Origin of the sequence: Thalassobaculum sp. (genome assembly GCF_965223715.1) — a bacterium.
GTDB lineage: Bacteria > Pseudomonadota > Alphaproteobacteria > Thalassobaculales > Thalassobaculaceae > Thalassobaculum.
Genome location: NZ_OZ245012.1, coordinates 286,414 through 307,754 on the forward strand (window position 1 = coordinate 286,414; position 21,341 = coordinate 307,754).

Here is a 21,341-nt window from a genome sequence, read left to right on the forward strand (position 1 = left end):
TAGCCTCCTAGGTCACGCCGCCTGAGACAGCACGGCGCGGGTGATGCGCCGCCTGTCGTTCAGCGCGGCGCGGGATTACGCCTGGCCCTTCAGCCCGGCGCTGACGCCCGCCGCGATCTTTGCGACATGGGCGCCCTGGAACTCTGCCATGGCCAGTTCGTTGGCCGACGGCTGACGGCTGCCGTCCGGGCCGGCGATGGTGCCGGCTCCGTAGGGCGAGCCGCCGCGGAACTCATCGATGTTCAACAGCTCCTTGGCGGCGTAGGGCAGGCCAACGATCACCATGCCATGGTGCAGCAGGGTGGTGTGGAACGTGGTCGCGGTGGTCTCGTTGCCGCCGCCCGTCGCCGTCGACACGAACACGCTGCCGACCTTGCCGACCAGCTTGCCCTGGGCCCACAGGCCGCCGGTCTGGTCCAGGAAATTGCGCATCTGCGAGGCCATGTTGCCGAAGCGGGTCGGCGTGCCGAAGATGATGGCGTCATACTCGGGCAGTTCCTCCGGCTTGGCGATCGGTGCCGCCTGGTCGAGCTTCATGCCGGCGTTCTTCGCCACCTCCTCGGGGACCAGTTCCGGCACGCGCTTCACCGTCACCTCGACGCCGGGAACGCTTCCCGCACCCTTGGCGACGGCTCCGGCCATGGTCTCGATATGGCCGTAGCTGGAATAGTACAGCACCAGAACCTTGGTCATTCGGTCTCTCCTTCGGGCCACTGCCCGTCATTTGCGGGGTGGCCGGCATGTGTTGATCTGTTGCCGCAATAATTGGTGTTCTCATTGGCGATATAAAATAGGATATCCGGCAACGTATTGTTTCCTGATGAGGACAATAGAGGCGCCGATGATCGACCATCTCACGGCCATGGCGGTCTTCGCCCGGGTGGCGGAAACCGGCGGGTTCTCCCGGGCGGCGGAAAGCCTGGGCATCTCCAAGTCGGCGGTCTCCAAGCAGGTCTCCAGGCTCGAGGACCGGTTCGGCACCCGCCTGCTGAACCGCACCACCCGGCGGATCAGCCTGACCGAGGCGGGCGAACGGGTGCTGGAGCACAGCCGACGCGCGGTCGCCGAGTTCGAGGCGGCGGAGGCCGAGGTCGGCGCCCACCGCGACACGCCGTCGGGTCTGCTGCGGGTCAGCGCCGGCGTGTCCTTCGGCCAGACGGAACTTGCGCCGGAACTCGCCCGGTTCCTCGCGGGTTGTCCCGACCTGTCCATCGACCTGGTGCTGAACGACCGCCGGGTCGATCTGGTGGAGGAGGGGTATGACGTAGCCCTGCGGATCGGCGTTCTGGAGGATTCCAGCATGATGGCTCGGCGGCTCGGCTCGGTGCGCGCGCTGACCGCCGCCGCCCCGTCCTATCTCGACCGGCGCGGTCGGCCGCTTGTGCCGGCCGACCTGTCCGGCCACGTCTGCCTCGGCTACAGCTACCAGAACGGCGGCGGCCAGTGGACCTTCGACGGCCCGTCTGGCCATATCCGCCACAAGTTCAAGCCGCGGCTGATGTCGAACAACGGCACCGCGCTCGCCGCCGCGGCGGAGCAGGGACTGGGCGTGGTGCAGATGCCCGACTTCATCATCAGCCAGGCGGTCCGCGAGGGCCGGCTGGAGGAGATCCTGGCCGACTTCCGCAAGGCCGATGTGGGGATCTACGCGATCTACCCGGCGGGCAGGCCGCTGGCCGCCAAGGTGCGGGCCTTCATCGACTTCTCGGTAGCGGTGTTCGGAGACGGGGCGGGAAGTTAGACGCCGAACTGCGTTCAGTCGGCGATGTCGATCGCCAGGAAGACCTCGTTGGCGAAGTGCGCGCCGTCCGCATAGTCCTTGCGCTGCCAGTCGGCACCGTCCCAGACCTCCAGTATGACCGGGCGCCGGACCGCCTTCAGGGCCATCATGAGCCCGTCGATCGTTCCCGGATCGACGCCGTCGGCCGCCAGCCGGACGCGCACGCCGCCCTCGTCCCAGGCGACGGCGGCATAGCCCAAGTCTTTCAGGGCATACCAGATCGCCTGCTCACCAGTCTTATCGCGTATGATGTTACTCAGAGACAGCGTTCTGCCGGATTGATCGATCCAATGGTCAAAAATTCCGTCCATTGCATGCTCCCTCCCTCGGACCATGCCGGACTATTGCAACGCACGTATGCACGCGTCACGTCAAAATTGTGATCAGAATTGTGCGAATTGTTCTGAATGAGTATTCACTTATTTGATTGTATGCGTTGCTACATTGGCCGTCGCTTCGATCAGTCGCCCTCGCGCCGCCAGGCCAGAACCAGGGTTCCCAGCACCAGGGCCAGCCCCAGGGCGGCCGGCAGCGCCGGCATCAGGGTGACGCCGGCGACCACGTAGTCGCCGTTCTCCCGCAGGCCGATCCAGCCGCGGCCGGAGGCCGTACGGCCGGGCGAGACCCGGCGCAGGGAGGGCGTCCCCGCCTCGGAGATCCAGGTGACCGATCCGCCGCTCGCCTCGGCCAGCGGGCCGAGCCGGGCATCGGTCGTGGCGACGTCGGCGAACTCCACCGGGTTGAGCGCGCCGACGGCCACCAGCGCGTCCTGTTCGCCGTCGCTCAGCCGGTAGAGGCCCGGACGTTCCACCTCCAGGGTCCCGCGCGCCCGGCCGGGCTGGGTGACCTCGAGATCGACCGTCACCTCGCTGCCGTCCGGGCCGGTGACCCGGACAGGCGGCACGGTGTCACCCAAAGTCCGGCGCTCGATCTCGATCGTGCGCCCGCTCGAGATCGCCCGCAGGTCGTCCTCCTCCAGATCCGGCTCTTCCATCAGCCAGTGGGCGGTGCGGCGCAGCACCTCGGCCTGGGGGCCGCCGCCCTCGAAGCCGCGGCTCCACAGCCAGATCTGGTCGGAGAGCAGATGGGCGACCCGGCCCTCGCCGACCCGGTCGAGGACCAGCAGGGGCCGACCGTCGACGCCGCTCATGACCGCGTTACCGTTCAGGCCCTGTCCGTCGATCTGGCGGAACCAGCGGCCCCAGATCGGTTCGGTCGTGGGACCGGAATTGGCGCCGGCAAGCGCGCTGGTCACCGGATGGCGCTGGCCGATATCGGTGACCCGCGGCTTGAAGCCCTGTTCGATCACGCCGCCGGTCGGGTTGACGGGCAGCACCTCGCCGAGGGGCGTGCGGGCGAGGCTCAGCCGGCCGGCGAAGGTCGGGCCGGACGCCTCCAGCAGGGCGCCGCCGTCGCGCACGTAGTCGGCGATGTTCTTCAGGTACAGGCGCGGCAGCACGCCCCGGCGCCGGTAGCGGTCGAAGATGATCAGGTCGAACTCGTTGAGTTTCAGCTCGAACAGCTCGCGGAACGGGAAGGCGATCAGCGACAGCTCGCGGATCGGCGTGCCGTCCTGCTTCTCCGGCGGCCGCAGGATGGTGAAGTGGACGAGGTCGACCGAGGGATCGGATTTCAGGATGTCGCGCCAGGTGCGCTCGCCGGCATGGGGCGCGCCGGAGACCAGCAGCACCCGCAGCCGGTCGCGCACGCCGCCGACGCCGACCACCGCCCGGTTATTCTCCAGGGTCAGCTCGGCCGGGCCGGGCTCGACCGACAGCTCGACCACGGTCTGGCCCGCATGGTCGATCGGCAGTTCGATCTCGTGGCGGGTGTTCGCCGGGATCGGCAGGTCCGGGCCGGCCTCGCCGTCGATGGAGAGCTGGAGGGTCACCTGCTCCCCCTGGGGCGTGGCTGGATCGACAACCTCCACGGTCAGGGTCACCGTCTTGCCGACCATGCCGAAGCTCGGCGCCTGAACCACCCGCAGGCGGCGGTCCTGCTCGCCCTGCTCGCCGGTCAGCAGCACGTGCAGCGGCGCGTCCGTCAGGCCGTTCAGCCGTTCCGCGTCGTGGACCTGCCCGTCGGTGACCGCAATCACGCCCGCGACCCGTCCCTCCGGCACGTCGCTCAGCGCCTCGCGCACGGCGGTGCCGAGCCGGGTGCCTTCCGTCGTCTCGCCGATGCCGCCGTCCTGGACGGTGACCTGCTTGACGCGCAGGCCGGGCAGCCGGGACAGCCGCTCCTCCAGGGCACTCACCGCCGCGTCGGTCCGGTCGGCGCGTTCGCCGATGGACTGGCTGGTGGTGCGGTCGACGGCGACGACCACCACGTCCTCGCGCGGCTCGCGGCGTTCGGCGATCAGGGTCGGGTTGGACAGGGCCAGGGTCAGCACGGCAAGGGCGGCGGTGCGCCACACGATCCCGTTGGCGCGGCGGATCCAGCCGAGCGCCAGCACCAGCAACGCCAGCACGCCGAGGCCGATCACCAGTGCCCAGGGCACCAGGGGGGCGAAACTGACGGAGAAGGAATCCGCGATCATCGCATCCGCCTCACTGTCCCAGCCGTTCCAGGATGGACGGCACGTGAACCTGATCCGCCTTGTAGTTGCCGGTCAGGGCGTACATGACGAGGTTGATGCCGAACCGGGTCGCCATCTCGCGCTGCAACTCGCCGCCGGGCACCACCGGGAAGCGCGGGCGACCCTGCTGGTCGCGCGCCCAGGCGCCGGCCCAGTCGTGGCTGCCGACCATGACCGGCGAGACCTCTGTGTCCGAGGAGCGTACCCGTTCGTCCTCCAGCCAGACCGTGCCGCCGACATAGCGGCCGGGAAACTCGTCCAGCAGGTAGAAGGCCCGGGTCAGAACGTGATCCTCGGAGGCGGGGGCCAGCGGCGGGATGTCGAGGCTCTGGCTGAGCTGGGCGAGCCGCCGCAGGCCCGAGCCGCCGGCCGCGCCCGGCACGGTCACCTCGTACTGGTCGCGGGTGTCGAAGATGATGATGCCGCCGTTGCGCATGTAGTCGTTCACCCGCGCCACCGCGGTTCCCGACAGCTCCGGCTGCTCCCGGGTGATCGGCCAGTAGAGCAGCGGGAAGAACGCCAGCTCGTCGCTCTCGATATCGACGCCGAAGGGCGGGGCGGGCTCGACCGCCGTGCGCCGGGTCAGCTCGTCGCTCAGCCCGGCCAGCCCGTCATGGCTGATGCCGTCGATCCAGCTGTCGCCGGTCAGCACATAGGCCAGCCGCATCTCCGCCGCCGCTTCCAGGGCGAAGATCTCCGGGTCGGTCGGCTGCTGCCGCGGCTGCTGGGCCTGGCCGCTGCCTGGTGCCATCAGCACGGCCGCCAGCAGGAACGCTGCTGCACCCCGGCCGCCGGCGGTGGCGAGACGGCCGGTCAGCAGGCCGCGCAGGGCGAGGCCGATCAGGGTGTCGAGGATCGCCAGAAGCAGGGCGAGCGCGAAGGCCCAGCCCTGCAGCTCGGTATCGCGCCCGGCCTCCAGCGGCTGGCGCGCAGCGCCGTCCGGCACGGCCGAGACGAGCACGGTCCCGTCCAGCGACGGGCCGAGGTTCAGTGCCTCCCGCGCGCTCTCGTCGCCGTAGAAGCCCGGCGGATGGCGCGGTCCGATCGGCGGCATGCCGAGTTCCGCGCGCGCCGCCGCCGAGGGCAGGGGCTCGGTGCCGGAGACGGGGCCGCCCAGCGTGCCGAACCCGTCCAGCAGGGCATAGGGCGGCATCGGTCGTTCGCTCGACCCGCCGATGCCCTGGCTCAGCGCCACGATCCGCCGCAGCATGGCGACGAACAGGCCGGACAGCGGCAGGTTGCTCCAGTCGGCATTGGCGGTGGTGTGGACGAGCACCAGCCAGCCCTCGCCCCGGCGCTCCGCCGTCACGATCGGCGTGCCGTCCTGCAACCGGGCCCAGGTCTTCTCCCCCAGGTCGATCGACGGCTCGGCCAGCACCTGGCGCGACACGGTCACGTCGTCCGGCACGTCCAGCCCGGCGAAGGGGCTGCCGGCATCGAACGGCGCCAGCGGTTCCGGCCGCGACCAGGAGAGCGCCCCGCCCAGGGTGCGGTCGCCGCGGCGCACCCGCACCGGCAGCAGGCTGTCAGCACCCTCGTCGGCGCCGGAGGCGGCCAGCCGCTCGCCGGCGAAGCGCAGCACCACGCCGCCGGCATCCAGGAAGCCCTCCAGGCGCTGGCGCTGCTCGAAGGTCAGCCCGCCGGCATCGGCCAGCACCATGACCGCCAGATCACGCTCCAGCAGGGTATTGATGTCGCCGCGCCGCACCTCGGTGAACGGATCGAGCGCCCGGTCGAGGTAGTAGAGATCGTCCAGCAGCGGCTGAGAGCCTTCGAAGTCCCGGGCCGAGACCAGACCGACGGGACGGCGCTTGTAACGCTCGTCCATCAGGAATACGGAGGCGGCGGTGTTCTCGTCCTCCACCTCCAGCCTCGCCACGTCGTTGCGCAGCTCGGTCGGCAGGTCGAGGGTCACCGTGAGCTGGTCGGTATCGGGTTCGAAGACCGCACTCTGGCGGGTCAGCACACGGCCGTCCTCGGCAATGGCGCGCACGCCCACGCTGCGTTCGCCGATGTCGCTGCCGCGCCGAAGCTCCGCCGTCAGGTTCAGCTCCGCCGGGTCGGGGTCGTCCAGCCAGATCGGCCCGCCATCGGGGTTGTCGACCACCACCACCGGGCCGATCTGCGCCAGCCGCTCGCCGAAGGCCTCCGCCCCCGGAGCCTCCACGGCCTCGCGCAGCCAGACCACGGTCGTATCGGGGGCGAGGCTGGCGGCGTCGAGTACGGCGCCGACGGACTCCAGGTTCCGTCCCCAGGGCTTCGGCTGCAGCGCGCCCAGGGTCGAGCGCAGGGCGCCGGCCGGGGACAGGTCGACCTCGCGCCGTTGGCCCGGCAGCGGATCGGCGGTGGTCAGCAGGGCGACGGCCCTGTTCTCGCGCTCCGCCTGGTCGAGGATGCGCAGGGCACGGTCGCGCCGCGCCTCGAAATCCCGGGCCGAGGACCAGCCGTCGTCGAACACCAGCAGGATCGGACCGCCCGCGGGGATCGCCGTGCCCGAGGGGATCAGCGGCCGGGCGATCGCCAGGATCACCAGGGCGGCGATCAGCAGACGCAGCAGCAGGAGCCACCACGGGGTGGAGTGCGGCGTGTCCTCCTCCGGCTTCAACCCTTCCAGCAGGCGGATCGCCGGGAAGCTGATGCGCTTGGGCGCCGGCGGGATGACCCGCAGCAGCCACCACAGCACGGGCAGGGCGGCGAGGGCGGCGAGCGCCCAGGGAACGGCGAAGGCGATGGGGCCAAGGGTCAGCATCGCAGCACGTCCCTCAATCCGGTCGCTGGGCGATCACGGCGTAGAGCGCGAGCAGGGCCGCCTCCGCCGGTCGGTCGGTGGTGTGATGGGCGAAGCTCCAGCCGGCGCGCCGGGCGATCTCCTCCAGGCCGGCGCGGTGGGCGGCAAAGCGGCTGGCATAGTCGTCGGCCACCCGTTCGGCCCGGCCGAGCAACTGGGGCAGCTCCTGCTCCAGCCCTTCGAACCGCACCCGGCCGCGGAACGGGAAGCTCTCCTCCGCCGGGTCGGTCACCTGCAGGATGTGGCCGCGGATGCCTTCCGACGACCAGCGTCTCACCAGGGCGTCGATCTCGGTCAGCGGGTCGAACAGGTCGCCGATCAGCACGGCGGTGCCGTGGCGCGGCAAGGGTTCGTAGACCGGCAGCGATCCGGCGGCGTCCGAGGTCATCGACAGCAGGGCCGCCAGCGGCTCGAGCGCGGGACGACCGTTCCGCGGCGCGATCTGCTCGCCCACCAGCCCGACCCGCTCGCCCGCCTCGATCAGCAGCACGGCGAGCGCCATGGCCAGCAGGGTCGCCCGCTCGCGCTTCTCCGGTAGGTTGCGGTCGGAGCGCCAGCGCATCGACGGCGAGGCGTCGCGCCAAAGATGGACGGTCTGCGCCGTCGCCTGTTCGCGCTCGCGCACGAAGGTGGTCTGGCCCATGGCCGAGCGGCGCCAGTCGATGCTGCGCACCGCGTCGAACGGCTGGTAGGGCCGGAACTGCCAGAAATCGTCGCCGAGCCCCGCCCGGCGGCGGCCATGGGCGCCCGGTGCAACCGTATGGGCCACGCGCTGCGCCGCCACCAGAAGCGGGGGCAGGGTCGCCGCGAGGTCCTGGGCCTGTTGCCGCATCAGGGCTCCGTCAACGATAGGGGGCGCAGAGGCTGTCGATCACCGAGTCCAGAGAGACCCCCTCGGCCCGGGCGGCGAAGTTCAGCGCCATGCGGTGGCGCAGCACCGGATAGGCGAGTTCCAGAACGTCGTCGATCGACGGCGCGAGACGGCCGTCCAGCACGGCGCGGGCCCGGATCGCCAGCATCAGCGCCTGGCTGGCGCGCGGGCCGGGGCCCCAGGAGACGTGACGGCGCACCGCCTCGATCTCGCTGCTGTCGGGCCGGCCAGAGCGCACGATGCCGAGGATCGCCTCCACCAGGCTCTCGCCCACGGGGAGGTAGCGCAGCAGTTTCTGGGCACGCAGCAGGTCGGCCGCGCTCAGCACCTGCTTCGGCTTCGCCTCGTCGGCGCCGGTGGTGGCCAGCAGCATGGCCCGCTCGGCGTCGATGTCCGGATAGCCGACGCTGACCTGCAGCAGGAAGCGGTCGAGCTGTGCCTCGGGCAGCGGATAGGTGCCCTCCTGTTCCAGCGGGTTCTGGGTGGCCAGCACGTGGAACGGGCTGGGCAGCGCGTGGGTGTGTCCGGCGACCGAGATGCTGTGCTCCTGCATCGCCTGCAGCAGCGCCGACTGGGTGCGGGGACTGGCGCGGTTGATCTCGTCGGCCATCAGAAGCTGGGCGAAGACCGGGCCCTCGACGAAGCGGAAGCTGCGCCGGCCGTCGGCATCCTCGTCCAGGATTTCCGAGCCGAGAATGTCGGAGGGCATCAGGTCGGGCGTACACTGGATGCGCTTGTCGTCGAGGCCGAGCACGATGCCCAGGGTCTCCACCAGGCGGGTCTTGGCGAGACCCGGCACGCCGATCAGCAGGGCGTGTCCGCCGGCCAGCACGGTGACCAGGGTCTGGTCGACCACGTCCTGCTGGCCGAAGATGACTTTCGCCACCCCGCTGCGCACGGTGGTCAGCGTGTCGGCGAGCGTCTCGATCTCCTGAATGAAGGCGGAGCCGTCCTTGGGAATACCGGTCGCTCGGGGGTCAAGGGTGGTGGTATCGCTCATCGCGGCTATATTTCCTTTGCAGGGGCGCGGCTTCCGATCGCGTCCGACCCGAACCGGCCGACGGCGTCTGGAATGAGTGACGACGAACGCGGCCGGGTCGATGCACGCCAGAAGCGGACATGAGAGACATGGGGCAAGACAGCGTTCGGTCCATCCATGAAATTGAGCGTAGCGTGACCGAGGCTGCGCACAAGGGGCCTTCCGACCAGCACAACGATTCGTGTAGTGGCCCGGATACGATTTCCAGCACGGATTCCGACGCGCCGCGCGAGTTCGGCCTGCGCATCGGCCGGGATGGGACCTGGTACTATCTGGACTCGCCGATCCAACGCCTGCCTCTCGTCAAACTGTTCTCCACGGTCCTGCGCCGGGACGACGAGGGCCGGTTCTGGCTCGTCACCCCGGTGGAGCGGGGGATCATCCATGTGGACGACGCGCCCTTCGTCGCCGTCGACGTGGACCTGGACCCGCCGGGCGAGACCGCCGGACCGGATGCGACCCTGACTTTCCGCACCAATCTTGACGAAACCGTGGTGGCCGGACCGGATCATCCGATTCGTCTCGATACTGATCGGGAGACGGGCGAGCCGGCCCCCTATGTGATGGTGCGCGACGGGCTGGAAGCGCTGATCAACCGGGCCACCTACTACCGGCTCGCCGAGATGGCGGTGGAGAGCGCGGACGGCTCGGGTGTTCTCGGTGTATGGAGTGGCGGGGAGTTCTTTCCTCTGGGCAGGGCCGAGTGAGCGACGCAGCACAACTGGAGATTCCGGACAGTCACGAGGCGTTCCGACGCCAGTTCCTGGGCGCGGCCAAGGGGCGGCTGACGGACGGCCTGCCCCACGCGGTGTCGCCGATCATCCATTACCGCGGCGACCACGACCTCAACCCCGGCATGGCCGTTCCCGCCGACCCGCGCAAGGCGGCGGTCCTGGTGCCGATCGTGCAGCATGACGGCCACCTGACCGTATTGCTGACCCGCCGCTCCGACGACCTACCGGTCCATAAGGGCCAGATCAGCTTCCCCGGCGGCCGGGTTGAGGAGGACGATTCAAGCCATACCGAGACCGCCCTGCGCGAAAGCGAGGAGGAGATCGGGCTGGATCGCAGCCAGGTGGAGATCGTCGGCCGGCTCGACACCTATGTGACCCGCACCGGCTATTCGGTGACCCCGATCATCGGCTTCCTGCGCCCGCCGCTCGACCTCACCCCCTGTCCGATCGAGGTGGCGGAGATCTTCGAGGTGCCGCTGTCCTTCCTGCTCGACCGCGCCAACCAGGAGCGGCACAGCCGGACCTGGCAGGGCACGACCCGGCATTTTTTCGTGCTGCCCTATCAGCACTATTACATCTGGGGCGCGACCGCCGGCATGCTGGTCAACCTGTCCGACGTCATGCACGCCGCCGCGGAGCGCTGAGCGCAGATCCATGGAACCGGCCGAGACCATCGCCGTCGCCGAGTGGATGCGCCATCCGGCGGCTACCGCTGTGCTGTCCGTGCTCTCCGGCGGCGGGTATCGAGGGCGCTTCGTCGGCGGGGCGGTGCGCAACCACCTGCTCGGCCTGCCGGTCACCGATTTCGACATCGCCACCGACGCCACGCCCCAGCGTACCCTCGACCTCTGCGTCCAAGCGGGGCTGAAGGCGATCCCGACCGGGATTGAGCACGGCACCGTCACCGTCGTTTTCGACCGCGAGCCGGTGGAGGTCACCACCCTGCGCCGGGACGTGGAGACCGACGGTCGCCGCGCCGTGGTCGCCTTCACCGACGACTGGGCGCAGGACGCCGCCCGCCGGGACTTCACCCTGAACGCGCTCTATCTCGACGCCGACGGCGCGCTGTACGATCCCACCGGCTCCGGCATTGCCGACGCGCGGGCCCGGCGCATCCGCTTCGTCGGCGAGGCGGAAACCCGGATCCGCGAGGATGTGCTGCGCATCCTGCGCTTCTTCCGCTTCCACGCCGCCTATGGAAGCGACGGGCTGGATGCCGACGGGCTCGCAGCCTGCGGCGCTCTGGCGCCGAGCATGGCCCGGCTGTCCGGCGAGCGGATCTGGAAGGAGCTGTCCCGTCTGTTGGTCGCCTGCCGCGCCGGCGACGTGCTGGTCACTATGGCGGAGGTCGGCGTGGCCCGGCACCTGTGGGACGGACCGGTCGATGCCGGCCGGGCGGTGGCGCTGATCCGGCTGGAACGGGATCATCGGCTGGACGCCGACCCGCTGCGCCGTCTGGCGGCGCTGGTGGCGGAGCCGGACGCGGCGGAAACCGTCGCCGAGCGGCTTCGGCTGTCCAACGCCGAGGCCAGACGGATGACAGTCGCCCTGGCCACACCGGGGGACGCCCCGTCGGACGAGGCTGCACGACGTGCCGCGATCTATCGGTTGGGAGCGCAGCCGTTCACCGATGCCCGATTGCTGCGGGCGGCCGAAACCGGTGAGGATGTGTCCGCGGACCTGGTCACGGCCCGGTCCTGGACGCCGCCGGTCTTTCCATTGGGCGGCGGCGACGTCACCGGCCTCGGTATCGCGCCGGGGCCGCGGGTCGGAGAGTTGCTGCGTCAGGTGGAGGCGTGGTGGATCATGGGGGACTTCGCCGCAGACGCGGAGGCCTGCCGGTCGGAATTGCGCCGTCTGGCGTCACAGCGTGGATAAGACGCCAGAGGGCGTCATAGGGAGGATGAGACGATGACCAGCCCCTTCGCCGCCGCGATGATCGAGGCCCGCAGTTCGGGCGCCCGGATCTCGCTGCCGCAGGATGTCCCGGCGGACCGCGCCGCCGCCTTCGCCGCCCAGGCGGAGACCCTGGCCGGTCTCGGTCTCGGCGTCGCCGGCTTCAAGGTCGGCGCCTCCGGCCGCACCGGCGAGCCGACAGCGGCCCCCCTGGCGACCGACACCGTGTTCCGCGACCACACCCGCATCATCACCACCGCCGAACGGCCGCTCTGGCTGGAGGCGGAGGTGGCGATGGTGGTCGGCCGCGACCTGCCCTGCGACCACGGCCTGAGCCAGGACGAGGTGCTGGACGCGATGGAGGGCCTTGCCGCCGCCATCGAGATCGTCGAGCCGCGCATCGTCGAATGGCCGAACATCCCGCCGCTGGCCGCCATGGCGGATTTCCAGGCCAATGGCGGCACGGTGGTCTCCGCCGTCGGTCGGAAGGCGACGGGGGTGAAGGTCGAGGACCTGAAGGTGATCTTCGAGATGGGCACGGTGCATGTGGAGGTGCCGGGTGCGAACTATCCGGGCCAGGACATGAACCGGCTGCCGACCTGGATGGTCAACCACATGGCCGGCTGGGGCCCGGAGATGGCGGCCCGCGGCCTGAAGAAGGGCGATGTGATCATCACCGGCTCCTGGGTCGGCGTGATCCCGGCCGAGGCAGGCGAGACGGCGACGGTGACGGTCCCGGGCATCGGCTCGGTCAGTGTCGAGGTGGCGGCGGGGTAGGCCCGGTTCCCATCCACGATCCAGCACTCCCCGGATTTATTCCGGGGCGAGCGGATCCGCAGGCGGGAGCTGTGCGAGGTTCGCGCGAGTTTCGGCGTAGGCCCCGGCACAAGGCCGGGGAGTGCGGAGAGGGGAAAAGCGAAGAGGAAGGGAGGTCGGCGCCGGGCCTTTCGCTTGATCTCTTCCACCTCCACCCCCCCAATCACTCCCCGGATTTATTCCGGGGCCCACTCATCCGCCTGAAGGGGGTTTGAAATGTTCATGCGGATCCGGGCGTAGGCCCCGGAATAAATCCGGGGAGGAACAAATCCGGGGAGTGGGAAAGGGGAGAGGAGAAAGAGCGGCAGCATCCTTGACCTCCCCGCCCCACGCTGTATATCTCCTCCTCCAGAGGCCACGTCCTCCCCCGCCATGGGGTACAAGTCCGGGACGGCCCGGCAGTCCACCGAGAGGAGGCTGCCATGCCTTGGATCATTCTGACCGTCGCCGGCCTGTTCGAAATCGTCTGGGCCTTTTCCATGAAACAGTCGGCCGGGTTCACCCGGCTCGGCCCATCGATCGTCACGCTCGCCGCCATGTTCGCCAGTTTCGGCCTGCTCGCCTGGGCGATGCGGTCGCTGCCACTGGGTACGGCCTACATGGTCTGGACCGGGATCGGCGCTGTCGGCGCCTTTGTCGTCGGCATCGTGTTCCTGGGCGAGGCGGTCAACGCCCTGCGCGTGGCGGCCGCCCTGCTGATCGTCGCCGGTATCGTCCTGATGAAGCTGTCCACCCCCGGCTAATCCAGCGGCCGGAACGCCTCCAGCCGGTGGAAGAAGGGGCGGCAGCCCACCGCCTGCCAGAACGCCTGGCCGGCCGGATTGCTCTCCAGCACGTCCAGGGTGACCCGGCCGCCCGGCTCCAGGCGCATCTCCATGAACAGCTCGAACGCGTCCCGCCCGAGGCCGTGGCGGCGGTAGGCGCGGTCGATGCAGAACTGGCGGATGAACCGTTCCGGCACCTCCGGGTCCAGCGGGTAGGGGTTCAGGCCGTGGACGATGTAGCCGACCACGTGGCCGTCGACCTCGAGGATGTCCTGGGTCCACTCGCCGGTACCGAGCCAGTCCCGATGCCGCTCGATGAGCTCAGGCACGGAGACGTTGGACGGGTGCCCCTCGTCGTCGAGAAGCTGGCGGTTCAGCACCGCGAGCGTCTGGATGTCGGCCTCGCCAGCCGGCCGCAGCTTCATGACGGACACGGTGATCTCCCCCCGAGAGCAAACACGATCAGATCTAACCTGATCGTGTCAATTTGCTCTCTATTCAATAGTTTAGAGGACGATTCACGGATCAGATCATTTTGATCTGATCCGATCGTGCTCTAAATCTGCAGGCTGCCCTGCATCTCCCCGCCGATCGCCTCCTCGATGAGGGTCTCGGCGAAATCGTCCATCAGCGCCTCGATCGCCCCCCCGGCGACCTGTTCCTTGCCGACCTCCAGCAGGATCGGCACCGCAAGCGGCGACACCCGGTCGAGCCGCCGGGGGACGATCCGGCCCTGCACGCTGACCAGCAGGTCGGACAGCCGGCGGATGTCGGTCAGACCGCGCGCCGCATCCTCCCGTGTGGCCTGCAGCAGGATGTGATCCGGCTGGTGCTTGCGCAGCACATCGTAGATCAGGTCGGCGTTGAAGGTCACCTGACGGCCGGTCTTCTCGTGGCCCGGCAGCTTGCGCTCGATCAGCCCGGCGATGACGGCGACGTTGCCGAAGGTGCGCTTCAGCAGCGAGGATTCCGCCATCCACTCCTCCAGGTCGTCGCCCAGCATGTCCTGGTCGAACAGGGTGTCGACGTCGTCGCAGGCCTTCACCGACCACACCGCGATCACGTAGTCCGTCGCGACGAACCCCAGCGGCCCCAGCCCCATGCGCTCCATCCGGCGGGTCAGCAGCATGCCCAGGGTCTGGTGGGCGTTGCGCCCGGCGAAGGTGTAGGCGACCAGGTATTCCCGGTCGGCCCGGGGGAAGGTCTCCACCAGCAGGCTGTCCGCCTTGGGCAGGACCGAGCGCCAGCGCTGCAGCTCCAGCCATTCCTCCACCGGTCCCGGCAGGGTCGGCCAGGAGGCGCTGTCCTCCAGCATGCTCCGCACCCGGTGGGCGAGCTGGGTGGTCAGCGGCAGCTTGCCGCCCATATAGGCCGGCACGGCGGGCTCGCCCTCGCCGCCGGGCGTACAGTCGACGAAGTTCTCGCGCATGCCCTGGAAGGTCAGCAGCCGGCCGGCGAACAGGAACGTGTCGCCCGGACGGAGCCATTGGACGAAATACTCCTCGATTTCGCCCAGGATGCGGCCGCGGCCCATCCGCACCTTCACGGTCACCGCCTCGACGATGGTGCCGACATTCATGCGGTAGGACTGCGCCACCCGCTTGTCGGCGACCTCCAGCAGGCCGTCCGCGTTGGGGCGGATGCGCTGGAACCGGTCATAGACCTTCAGCGCGTAGCCGCCGGTGCGCACGAACTCCACCACCGCGTCGAAGGTTTCGCGGTCGAGATCGGCATAGGGCGACGCGGTGATCACCTCAGCATAGAGATCCGCCGGATCGAACGGGGCGGCGCAGGCGGTGCCGAGCACGTGCTGGGCCAGCACGTCGAGCCCGCCGGGCCGCGGCGGATCGCCGTCCAGCTCGCCCGCCCGCATGGCGTCGAGGGCGGCCTTGCATTCCAGCACCTCGAACCGGTTGGCGGGGACCAGCAGCGCGCGGCTGGGCTCGTCCAGCCGGTGGTTGGCCCGCCCAATGCGCTGCAGCAGCCGCGAGGTGCCCTTGGGCGCGCCCACCTGCAGCACCAGGTCGACGGCGGCCCAGTCGATGCCGAGATCGAGCGAGGAGGTGGCGACGACGGCGCGCAGCCCCCCACGGGCCATCACCGCCTCCACCTTGCGCCGCTGCTCTGCCGCCAGGCTGCCATGGTGCAGGGCGATGGGCAGGTGGTCCTCGTTGGCGTGCCAGAGGGCCTGGAAGATCAGCTCGGCCTGGGCGCGGGTGTTCACGAAGACCAGCGTGGTCTTGTGCGCCTGGATGGCGGCGTAGATCCGGTCGATGGCGTAGAGCCCCATATGCCCGGCCCAGGGCAGGCGGTCCTCGTCCTTCTCGCCCCCGGGCAACAGGATCCTGACCTCCGCCTGGGCCGCCTCGCCGCCGCGCACCACGGTGACGTCGTCAGCCGGCGCCCGGCCGGACTTTGACAGATAGGCCTCCAGCGCCGCCGGATGGGCGACGGTGGCCGACAGTCCGACCCGCCGGGCCTCCGGCGCCAGAGCCGCCAGCCTTGCCAACGCCAGGGCCAGCAGCTCGCCGCGCTTGGTGCCGGCCAGTGCGTGCAGCTCGTCCACCACGACGCAGCGCAGGCCCGCGAAGATCTCCCCCGCGTCGGGATAGGACAGCAGCAGGGCGAAGCTCTCCGGCGTGGTGAGCAGGATATGCGGCGGCTTGCGGCGCTGGCGCTGGCGTTTGGAGGACGGCGTGTCGCCGGTGCGGGTCTCCGCTGTGACGGCGAGACCCATCTCCTCGATCGGGGCGGTGAGGTTGCGGTGGATATCGACCGCCAGCGCCTTCAGCGGCGAGATGTAGAGCGTGTGCAGCCCCTCGCGCGGGTCCTCGGCGAGTTCGACCAGCGAGGCGAGAAACCCGGCCAGCGTCTTGCCTCCGCCGGTCGGCGCGATCAGCAGTGCCGACCGCCCGGCCCGGGCGGCGGCGAGCATCTCAAGCTGATGGGGGTGGGCCGCCCAGCCCTTGGCCGCGAACCACGCCTCGAAGGCGGGCGGCAGGGCGGGCAGGGGCGGGGTGTGGTTCATGGCAGGAGTATGTGGGGCGGGCCGGCGAGGGGGCAATCGTCGGGCCACCTACGCCGGGACCATCACCCCCCGCGCAACTCGCTCCCCGGCCGGTGCTGGTGCAGCCAGGTCTCCGTCAGCGGCTCGCCGTCGCGTTCCAGGTAGCCGCGGATCTCCACCGGGTCGGGACCGTCCGGGAGGACGTCCAGGACCATCCGCCAGCGCTCGGTATGGGGCACCGGCTCGCCGCGGGCGCGCAGGATCTTGCCGGCCTTGGCCTCCACCTTGGCGGTGATCTCGTCCTCGGTCAGATCCGGGCGCAGCGGGCCGCCGTCGAAATCGACCACATAGCGGGTCGCTCCTTCCGGCCGGGGCTGGCCCGGCTCGCCGCCGCGGCCCGCGCGGGTGGCGACCGCCTGGGCGACGTTACGCGTCGGGTAGGGCTCCTCATCGACCCAATGCAGGCGGTAGCGGAACGCGTAGTCCGACCCCTTGCTCGCCGGAGCCGCCGGAGTCCACTGGGCGACGATGTTGTCGTGGATCTCGTCGTCGGTCGGGATCTCAACGAGCTGGACCGAGCCCGCCCCCCAGTCGCCCAGGGGTTCGACCCAGAGGCTCGGGCGCAGGTGGTAGTTCACCCCGTCCAGGTAATGCTCGAACTCGCGGTCGCGCTGCAGCAGGCCGAAGCCCTTGAGGGTCGCCTCCTGGAAGCTGGAGGTCACCACCGTCTCCGGGTTGTTCAACGGCCGCCAGATCCGCTCGCCGCTGCCCGACCAGATCGCCAGGCCGTCGGAATCGTGCACCTCCGGGCGCCAGTCCGGGGCGTCGTCGGTCTTGCGCTCGGAATACCAGTACATGGAGGTCAGCGGCGCGATGCCGAGCCGTTCCACGTCCTGGCGCAGGAAGATCCGGGCGCTGATCTCCATGAGGACGCCGGTGTCCCGGTGCAGGTCGAAGCTATAGGCGCCGGTGACGCTGGGCCCGTCGAGCAGGGCGTGGACGCGCATGCCGTTCGGTCCGCCGGCATCGGGCTCGAAATGGAACTCGGTGAAGTCGGGGAACTCCTCCGGCCCGGCCGTGGCGGTGTTGATCGTGATGCCGCGGGCGGAGATGCCGTACTGGCCGAGCGCGCCGATCGCCCGGAAGTAGGAGGCGCCGAGGAAGGCCGCCCAGTCCTGGGTCCGCCAGTCGTCGCGGTCGCGGTCCTCGTGGATGCGGAAACCGGCGAAGCCGGCGTCGCGCGGCAACTGGCCGATCAGGTTGCCCTCGGGGATGTCAAACAGCTCCGGGGCATAGAGCACCGGGGCCGAGGCGCCGCCGCTGACCGCATGGATCGAGACCGGGCGCGGGAAATAGGTACCGAGCGGGAAGAAGGTCACCGGGAAGGAGCCGCCCGCCTTGCCGAACAGGGCCTTGTCCCGGTCGTACCGGACCGCACCGTGGGTCTGGTAGTCGATCGCCGGGGTGATCTCGGGCGCCGGGCTCTGCCGCTGGGTGAAGGGCTGCTTGGCCATCTCGGCGGCGCGGCGGACCAGGGTCTCGGCGTCGAACGGCGTCGACTTGCCGAAATCGGGACCATGCATGCCCGCCAGGGCCAGGGAGGGAAGCGGGGTGAGCGCCATCACCGACGCGGCGGCAGTGGTCCGCAGGAACCAGCGCCTGTCGTTCGACCGAGAGTTCATCAGACTGCTTCTCCAAACCGTTCCAGCAGGGCGCGCACTGGCGGTGTGCGCATCGCGGGTTCAGACCCCCCGGGCGCCGGGTTATTCCGCCAGCGCCGTCGCTCGACGGCCATTCGTCGGGACCGAGCGGTCGCCGATTGACAGGGGCGCCCCTCGACCGACATCTGTGACCGCTCAACCAGCAGGAGACCCGATCGATGAGCCTGAATGTGGGTGACAAGGCCCCCGATTTCACCATGCCGACCGATGGCGGCGGCGAGGTGTCGCTGGCGACGCTCAAGGGCAAGCCGGTGGTGCTGTATTTCTACCCGCGCGACGACACGCCGGGCTGCACCAAGGAAGCCTGCGGCTTCCGCGACGCGCTGCCGGATTTCACCGGCGCGGGCGGGGTCGAGATCATCGGCGTGAGCCGCGACACGGTGGCCAAGCACGACAAGTTCAAGGCCAAATACGACCTGCCGTTCACCCTGGGCGCCGACGAGACCGGAGCCGTGACCGAGGCCTACGGGGTCTGGGTGGAGAAGAGCATGTACGGCAAGAAGTCGATGGGCATCGAGCGGTCGACCTTCCTCATCGACGGCAACGGCGTGATCCGCGGCGTCTGGCGCAAGGTCAAGGTGCCGGGGCATGTGGAGGAGGTGCTGGCGGCGGCGAAGGAGCTGTAGGCACCCATTTCCCCTCATCCGGCATCCCGGCGAGGTCCGGGCTCGACCCGGAGCTCGGCCGGGACCCAGACCTGCCGGTGCCGCTAGGTCCCGACCCGCCCCCGGATCAATCCCGGATTAAATCCGGGACGGGGCCGTCCGGGATGACGGGGAGGGGAGTGCGGGGCGCTCCAACCTACCGTTACGCGTACTTAATAAGGATCTCGGTCAGTTCCTCCGGCGCGTCCACCATCACGTCGTGGCCGCAATCGACCGCGTAGGTGTCGTAGTCCTCGTCCCGGAACTTCTCCAACGTCACGTCGAACTGCGGCGCCGGGTAGCCGGCGGCGCGGATGTAGACGCGGGTCTTGATCTCGTCGATCGCACCGGACAGGTACAGCGGCTCGGTGAAGCAGGCGAGCGGCAGGTCGGTGCACTTGCTGTCGACCCAGGCCTGGTCGGCCTCGTTCACCATGAAGGTCGCCGCCGTGGTCGGCGGGATCCGCCAGCCATTGCCCTTGGCCTTGGCGGCGGCGAAGGACGCCTCCACCTGCTCGGGACGGCGGACGTCCATCGCGCTCTGGCCATGGGCCGGAACCAGGGCATCGAGATAGATCAGCGATTTCACCCGGCCGACGGCCCGGTCGGCGGCACCCGTGATCACCACGCCGCCATAGGAATGGCCGACCAGCACCACGTCGCTCAGCTCCTCCCAGTTCAGCAGCCCGACCACATCCTTGATATGGGTCATCAGGCTGATCGTCGGGCTCATCAGGTGGGAGCGGTCGGCGAGCCCGGTGAGGGTGGGGGTGAACACCGTGTGGCCGGCGGCGCGCAGCTTTTCCGCGACGCGGACCCAGCACCAGCCGCCATGCCATGCGCCGTGAACGAGAACGAAGGTGGTCATTGTCCGAGCCTCCCGAGGTCGCGGGACCAGTGATCCAGAATGGCCATCCCCACGGGATGCGGGGCCTGGGCCGGGCCGCGGTCGTGCACATCGGAGAGCCCGATGCGCCTCGCGGCCAGGCGCTTTCCGTAGCACAGCAGATGGTCGATCGTATGCATGAGGAAATGCAGCAGGGGCAGAATCTCACGGAACTCGCGGTCGGCCTCGCCGGTGCGGCCGGCGCTGTGGAGATCGTAGATCCGGCTCTCCACGTCGCAGGCCTCCACCCCCGGGATCAGCCCCGCGCAGCCGTGGCGCAGACTGTCCAGCAGTTCGATGCCGTTGCGGCCGTTGAACAGGGTGAAGGCGCCGCCAGCCTCCTCCGCCAGCCGGCCGATATACAGGCCCGTGCCTTCGGCCTTGAGGACGGACACGTTGGGATGGCGCCGGTTCAGCTCGATCAGTCCGGCATTGGACAGGCCGATGCCGATGTATTCCGGCGCGTTCTGGATGCCGATGGGGATGGGCGCGGCGTCGGCGACGGCGCCGAAGAAGCGGATCAACTCCTCCTCGCTCGCCGACTTGACCGGCGGCGGCTGCAGCACCGCCCAGGCGGCCCCGGCATCCGCAGCGCGTTTCACGCTCTCGATCTGGCCGCCGACCGTGTTGTCGGAGATCGTGACGCTGACCGGCACTTTTCCGGCCGCCGCCTCCAGGGTCCAGCGTGCGTGGTCGCGCCGCTCCTCCACGGTCAGCTTGTTGCACTCGCTGGCGAGGCCGCCGACCGCGAGCCCGTGGACGCCGCCGGCGATGCAGGCCGCCACCTGGGCGTCGTTAGCGCCCCGGTCGAGCGCGCCGTCGGCGCCGAACAGGGCATAGAGCATGGGGTAGATGCCGTGAAACCGGCCCTGTCCGTGCGGATCGGCCATCGTGTTCCTCCCGAATGTCTTGTCGTGTGGCGCTCTGGGAATGCGACGGGCGCCTTGGCGGTGAGGATGCACGGCTGCGTGAGTGGCTGGCAATGGGCGCTCTTGGCCCTTGCGGGCGCGGCGCAGGGGGCCAAACTGGCGGTAGCCAACCCAAGGAGGATGTCATGGCCGTCACCGGATCCAACCCCGCCCCGGGTTTCGTGAAGAAGCCGGAGCACCAGGTGTGCCTGACCCCGGTGGGTAAGCGGGTGATGGTGATCCTCGGCGGCGAGACGGTCGCCGACAGCAGTGCCGCGCTTCTGTGCGAGGAGACCGGTCACGCACCGGTCTATTACGTGCCGATGATGGACACCCGCGCCGACGCCTTCACCCCGACCGCGCGGTCGAGTTACTGCCCCTACAAGGGCAAGGCGAGTTACTGGTCGATCAGCGCCGGCGGGACCAAGGCCGAGAACGCGGCATGGTCCTACGACCTGCCGTATGACGAATGCGCAGCCCTGGCCAAGCACGTGGCGTTCTACGGCGACAAGGTGGAGGTGCGGGAGGTGTAGGCGGCGGCGCCTGTCCCGCTTCCTCTTCTCCGTCTTCCCGGCCTTGTGCCGGGACCGAGGGTAACGCTTGCCGGAGCGGCGGGAGGAGTTCCCAAACGCTCCAGCGGCACTTCTTCTAGATCCCGGGGCAAGCCCGGGAAGACGGCGGAAGAGGGAAGAGGCGCATGCTACCTCGACTATTTTTCGCCTTCCGGGGGGGCTGTCTAAGAACCGAGGGCGACGCTTGCGGGAGGGGTAGGCGGAAATCTCCGGCGATCCAGCGGCCCCTTTTCCGAGGGGCGGTTCTATATCCTTATCCGCACTTCCCGGCCTTGTGCCGGGACCTACGGCGACGCTCGCCGCAGCGACGCAGAGCCTTTGCACGCCTTGGGCGCGC

19 protein-coding genes are annotated in these 21,341 nt (G+C 69.7%); 8 read left to right on the forward strand and 11 right to left on the reverse strand.

The features are described from left to right. Positions 1 to 75: 75 nt before the first annotated feature. Positions 76 to 693, reverse strand: coding sequence for an NAD(P)H:quinone oxidoreductase (gene wrbA, locus ACOQOP_RS01355; protein WP_420564517.1), 618 nt, complete (start codon positions 691 to 693; stop codon positions 76 to 78). Positions 694 to 841: 148 nt separating this feature from the next. Between wrbA and ACOQOP_RS01360 the strand changes: the two genes are divergently transcribed. Next, on the forward strand, positions 842 to 1,741 hold the full coding sequence (locus tag ACOQOP_RS01360; protein ID WP_420564518.1) for a LysR family transcriptional regulator: 900 nt from the start codon (positions 842 to 844) through the stop codon (positions 1,739 to 1,741). Positions 1,742 to 1,755: 14 nt separating this feature from the next. Here the strand turns inward: ACOQOP_RS01360 and ACOQOP_RS01365 are convergent, their stop codons facing one another. From ACOQOP_RS01365 to ACOQOP_RS01385, 5 genes are all read right to left on the reverse strand, one after another. Next, entirely contained in the window at positions 1,756 to 2,091 is a 336-nt protein-coding gene (locus ACOQOP_RS01365) for a hypothetical protein (RefSeq protein WP_420564519.1), read from the reverse strand. 149 nt (positions 2,092 to 2,240) lie between these two features. Next, on the reverse strand, positions 2,241 to 4,319 hold the full coding sequence (locus tag ACOQOP_RS01370) for a hypothetical protein (RefSeq protein ID WP_420564520.1): 2,079 nt from the start codon (positions 4,317 to 4,319) through the stop codon (positions 2,241 to 2,243). A 10-nt stretch (positions 4,320 to 4,329) separates the two neighbouring features. Continuing rightward, entirely contained in the window at positions 4,330 to 7,107 is a 2,778-nt protein-coding gene (locus ACOQOP_RS01375; protein ID WP_420564521.1) for a DUF4159 domain-containing protein, read from the reverse strand. 13 nt (positions 7,108 to 7,120) lie between these two features. Then, positions 7,121 to 7,978 (reverse strand): DUF58 domain-containing protein, encoded by an 858-nt coding sequence (locus ACOQOP_RS01380; protein ID WP_420564522.1) that lies wholly within the window; start codon positions 7,976 to 7,978, stop codon positions 7,121 to 7,123. Between the two features lie 10 nt (positions 7,979 to 7,988). Continuing rightward, entirely contained in the window at positions 7,989 to 9,017 is a 1,029-nt protein-coding gene (locus tag ACOQOP_RS01385; protein WP_420564523.1) for an AAA family ATPase, read from the reverse strand. Between the two features lie 173 nt (positions 9,018 to 9,190). Here ACOQOP_RS01385 and ACOQOP_RS01390 point away from each other — a divergent pair, with 173 nt between their 5' ends. The 5 genes from ACOQOP_RS01390 to sugE all read left to right on the forward strand — a co-directional run bounded on the left by ACOQOP_RS01390 (position 9,191) and on the right by sugE (position 13,245). Next, positions 9,191 to 9,763: a DUF1285 domain-containing protein gene (locus tag ACOQOP_RS01390; protein WP_420564524.1), complete on the forward strand. Its 573-nt coding sequence runs from the start codon at positions 9,191 to 9,193 to the stop codon at positions 9,761 to 9,763. Then, positions 9,760 to 10,434, forward strand: a complete 675-nt coding sequence (locus tag ACOQOP_RS01395; RefSeq protein WP_420564525.1) for a CoA pyrophosphatase — start codon at positions 9,760 to 9,762, stop codon at positions 10,432 to 10,434. The genes ACOQOP_RS01390 and ACOQOP_RS01395 overlap by 4 nt, the downstream gene beginning before the upstream one ends. Before the next feature lie 10 nt (positions 10,435 to 10,444). Beyond that, positions 10,445 to 11,668 (forward strand): CCA tRNA nucleotidyltransferase, encoded by a 1,224-nt coding sequence (locus tag ACOQOP_RS01400; protein WP_420564526.1) that lies wholly within the window; start codon positions 10,445 to 10,447, stop codon positions 11,666 to 11,668. A gap of 33 nt (positions 11,669 to 11,701) precedes the next feature. Next, positions 11,702 to 12,463, forward strand: coding sequence for a fumarylacetoacetate hydrolase family protein (locus tag ACOQOP_RS01405; RefSeq protein ID WP_420564527.1), 762 nt, complete (start codon positions 11,702 to 11,704; stop codon positions 12,461 to 12,463). A 461-nt stretch (positions 12,464 to 12,924) separates the two neighbouring features. Further along, complete coding sequence (sugE, locus tag ACOQOP_RS01410; protein ID WP_420564528.1) at positions 12,925 to 13,245, forward strand: quaternary ammonium compound efflux SMR transporter SugE; 321 nt, start codon at positions 12,925 to 12,927, stop codon at positions 13,243 to 13,245. Here sugE and ACOQOP_RS01415 read toward each other — a convergent pair. The 3 genes from ACOQOP_RS01415 to ACOQOP_RS01425 all read right to left on the reverse strand — a co-directional run bounded on the left by ACOQOP_RS01415 (position 13,242) and on the right by ACOQOP_RS01425 (position 17,955). After that, entirely contained in the window at positions 13,242 to 13,691 is a 450-nt protein-coding gene (locus tag ACOQOP_RS01415; RefSeq protein ID WP_420566507.1) for a GNAT family N-acetyltransferase, read from the reverse strand. The two genes, sugE and ACOQOP_RS01415, sit on opposite strands and share 4 nt — an antisense overlap. Before the next feature lie 131 nt (positions 13,692 to 13,822). After that, positions 13,823 to 16,294 carry a ligase-associated DNA damage response DEXH box helicase gene (locus ACOQOP_RS01420; protein ID WP_420564529.1) on the reverse strand — a complete coding sequence of 824 codons (2,472 nt, stop codon included), beginning with the start codon at positions 16,292 to 16,294 and terminating at the stop codon, positions 13,823 to 13,825. Positions 16,295 to 16,356: 62 nt separating this feature from the next. Beyond that, positions 16,357 to 17,955 (reverse strand): glucan biosynthesis protein, encoded by a 1,599-nt coding sequence (locus ACOQOP_RS01425; RefSeq protein ID WP_420564530.1) that lies wholly within the window; start codon positions 17,953 to 17,955, stop codon positions 16,357 to 16,359. Positions 17,956 to 18,152: 197 nt separating this feature from the next. Here ACOQOP_RS01425 and bcp point away from each other — a divergent pair, with 197 nt between their 5' ends. After that, entirely contained in the window at positions 18,153 to 18,620 is a 468-nt protein-coding gene (bcp, locus tag ACOQOP_RS01430; RefSeq protein ID WP_420564531.1) for a thioredoxin-dependent thiol peroxidase, read from the forward strand. Between the two features lie 181 nt (positions 18,621 to 18,801). Here bcp and ACOQOP_RS01435 read toward each other — a convergent pair whose 3' ends face one another. Continuing rightward, positions 18,802 to 19,506: an alpha/beta fold hydrolase gene (locus ACOQOP_RS01435; protein WP_420564532.1), complete on the reverse strand. Its 705-nt coding sequence runs from the start codon at positions 19,504 to 19,506 to the stop codon at positions 18,802 to 18,804. Further along, positions 19,503 to 20,414 carry a dihydrodipicolinate synthase family protein gene (locus ACOQOP_RS01440; RefSeq protein ID WP_420564533.1) on the reverse strand — a complete coding sequence of 304 codons (912 nt, stop codon included), beginning with the start codon at positions 20,412 to 20,414 and terminating at the stop codon, positions 19,503 to 19,505. Before ACOQOP_RS01440 ends, ACOQOP_RS01435 begins: the two co-directional genes overlap by 4 nt. A 164-nt stretch (positions 20,415 to 20,578) precedes the next feature. On the opposite strand from ACOQOP_RS01440, the gene ACOQOP_RS01445 reads away from it, so the two are divergent. Further along, complete coding sequence (locus ACOQOP_RS01445; protein WP_420564534.1) at positions 20,579 to 20,965, forward strand: DUF427 domain-containing protein; 387 nt, start codon at positions 20,579 to 20,581, stop codon at positions 20,963 to 20,965. Positions 20,966 to 21,341 lie beyond the last annotated feature (376 nt).

Coding starts and splice junctions, on each gene's coding strand:
- wrbA (WP_420564517.1), bottom strand. CDS start 693: ATGACCAAGGTTCTGGTGCTGTACTATTCCAGCTACGGCCATATCGAG.
- ACOQOP_RS01360 (WP_420564518.1), top strand. CDS start 842: ATGATCGACCATCTCACGGCCATGGCGGTCTTCGCCCGGGTGGCGGAA.
- ACOQOP_RS01365 (WP_420564519.1), bottom strand. CDS start 2,091: ATGGACGGAATTTTTGACCATTGGATCGATCAATCCGGCAGAACGCTG.
- ACOQOP_RS01370 (WP_420564520.1), bottom strand. CDS start 4,319: ATGATCGCGGATTCCTTCTCCGTCAGTTTCGCCCCCCTGGTGCCCTGG.
- ACOQOP_RS01375 (WP_420564521.1), bottom strand. CDS start 7,107: ATGCTGACCCTTGGCCCCATCGCCTTCGCCGTTCCCTGGGCGCTCGCC.
- ACOQOP_RS01380 (WP_420564522.1), bottom strand. CDS start 7,978: ATGCGGCAACAGGCCCAGGACCTCGCGGCGACCCTGCCCCCGCTTCTG.
- ACOQOP_RS01385 (WP_420564523.1), bottom strand. CDS start 9,017: ATGAGCGATACCACCACCCTTGACCCCCGAGCGACCGGTATTCCCAAG.
- ACOQOP_RS01400 (WP_420564526.1), top strand. CDS start 10,445: ATGGAACCGGCCGAGACCATCGCCGTCGCCGAGTGGATGCGCCATCCG.
- ACOQOP_RS01405 (WP_420564527.1), top strand. CDS start 11,702: ATGACCAGCCCCTTCGCCGCCGCGATGATCGAGGCCCGCAGTTCGGGC.
- sugE (WP_420564528.1), top strand. CDS start 12,925: ATGCCTTGGATCATTCTGACCGTCGCCGGCCTGTTCGAAATCGTCTGG.
- ACOQOP_RS01415 (WP_420566507.1), bottom strand. CDS start 13,691: ATGAAGCTGCGGCCGGCTGGCGAGGCCGACATCCAGACGCTCGCGGTG.
- ACOQOP_RS01420 (WP_420564529.1), bottom strand. CDS start 16,294: ATGAACCACACCCCGCCCCTGCCCGCCCTGCCGCCCGCCTTCGAGGCG.
- ACOQOP_RS01425 (WP_420564530.1), bottom strand. CDS start 17,955: ATGAACTCTCGGTCGAACGACAGGCGCTGGTTCCTGCGGACCACTGCC.
- bcp (WP_420564531.1), top strand. CDS start 18,153: ATGAGCCTGAATGTGGGTGACAAGGCCCCCGATTTCACCATGCCGACC.
- ACOQOP_RS01435 (WP_420564532.1), bottom strand. CDS start 19,506: ATGACCACCTTCGTTCTCGTTCACGGCGCATGGCATGGCGGCTGGTGC.
- ACOQOP_RS01440 (WP_420564533.1), bottom strand. CDS start 20,414: ATGGCCGATCCGCACGGACAGGGCCGGTTTCACGGCATCTACCCCATG.
- ACOQOP_RS01445 (WP_420564534.1), top strand. CDS start 20,579: ATGGCCGTCACCGGATCCAACCCCGCCCCGGGTTTCGTGAAGAAGCCG.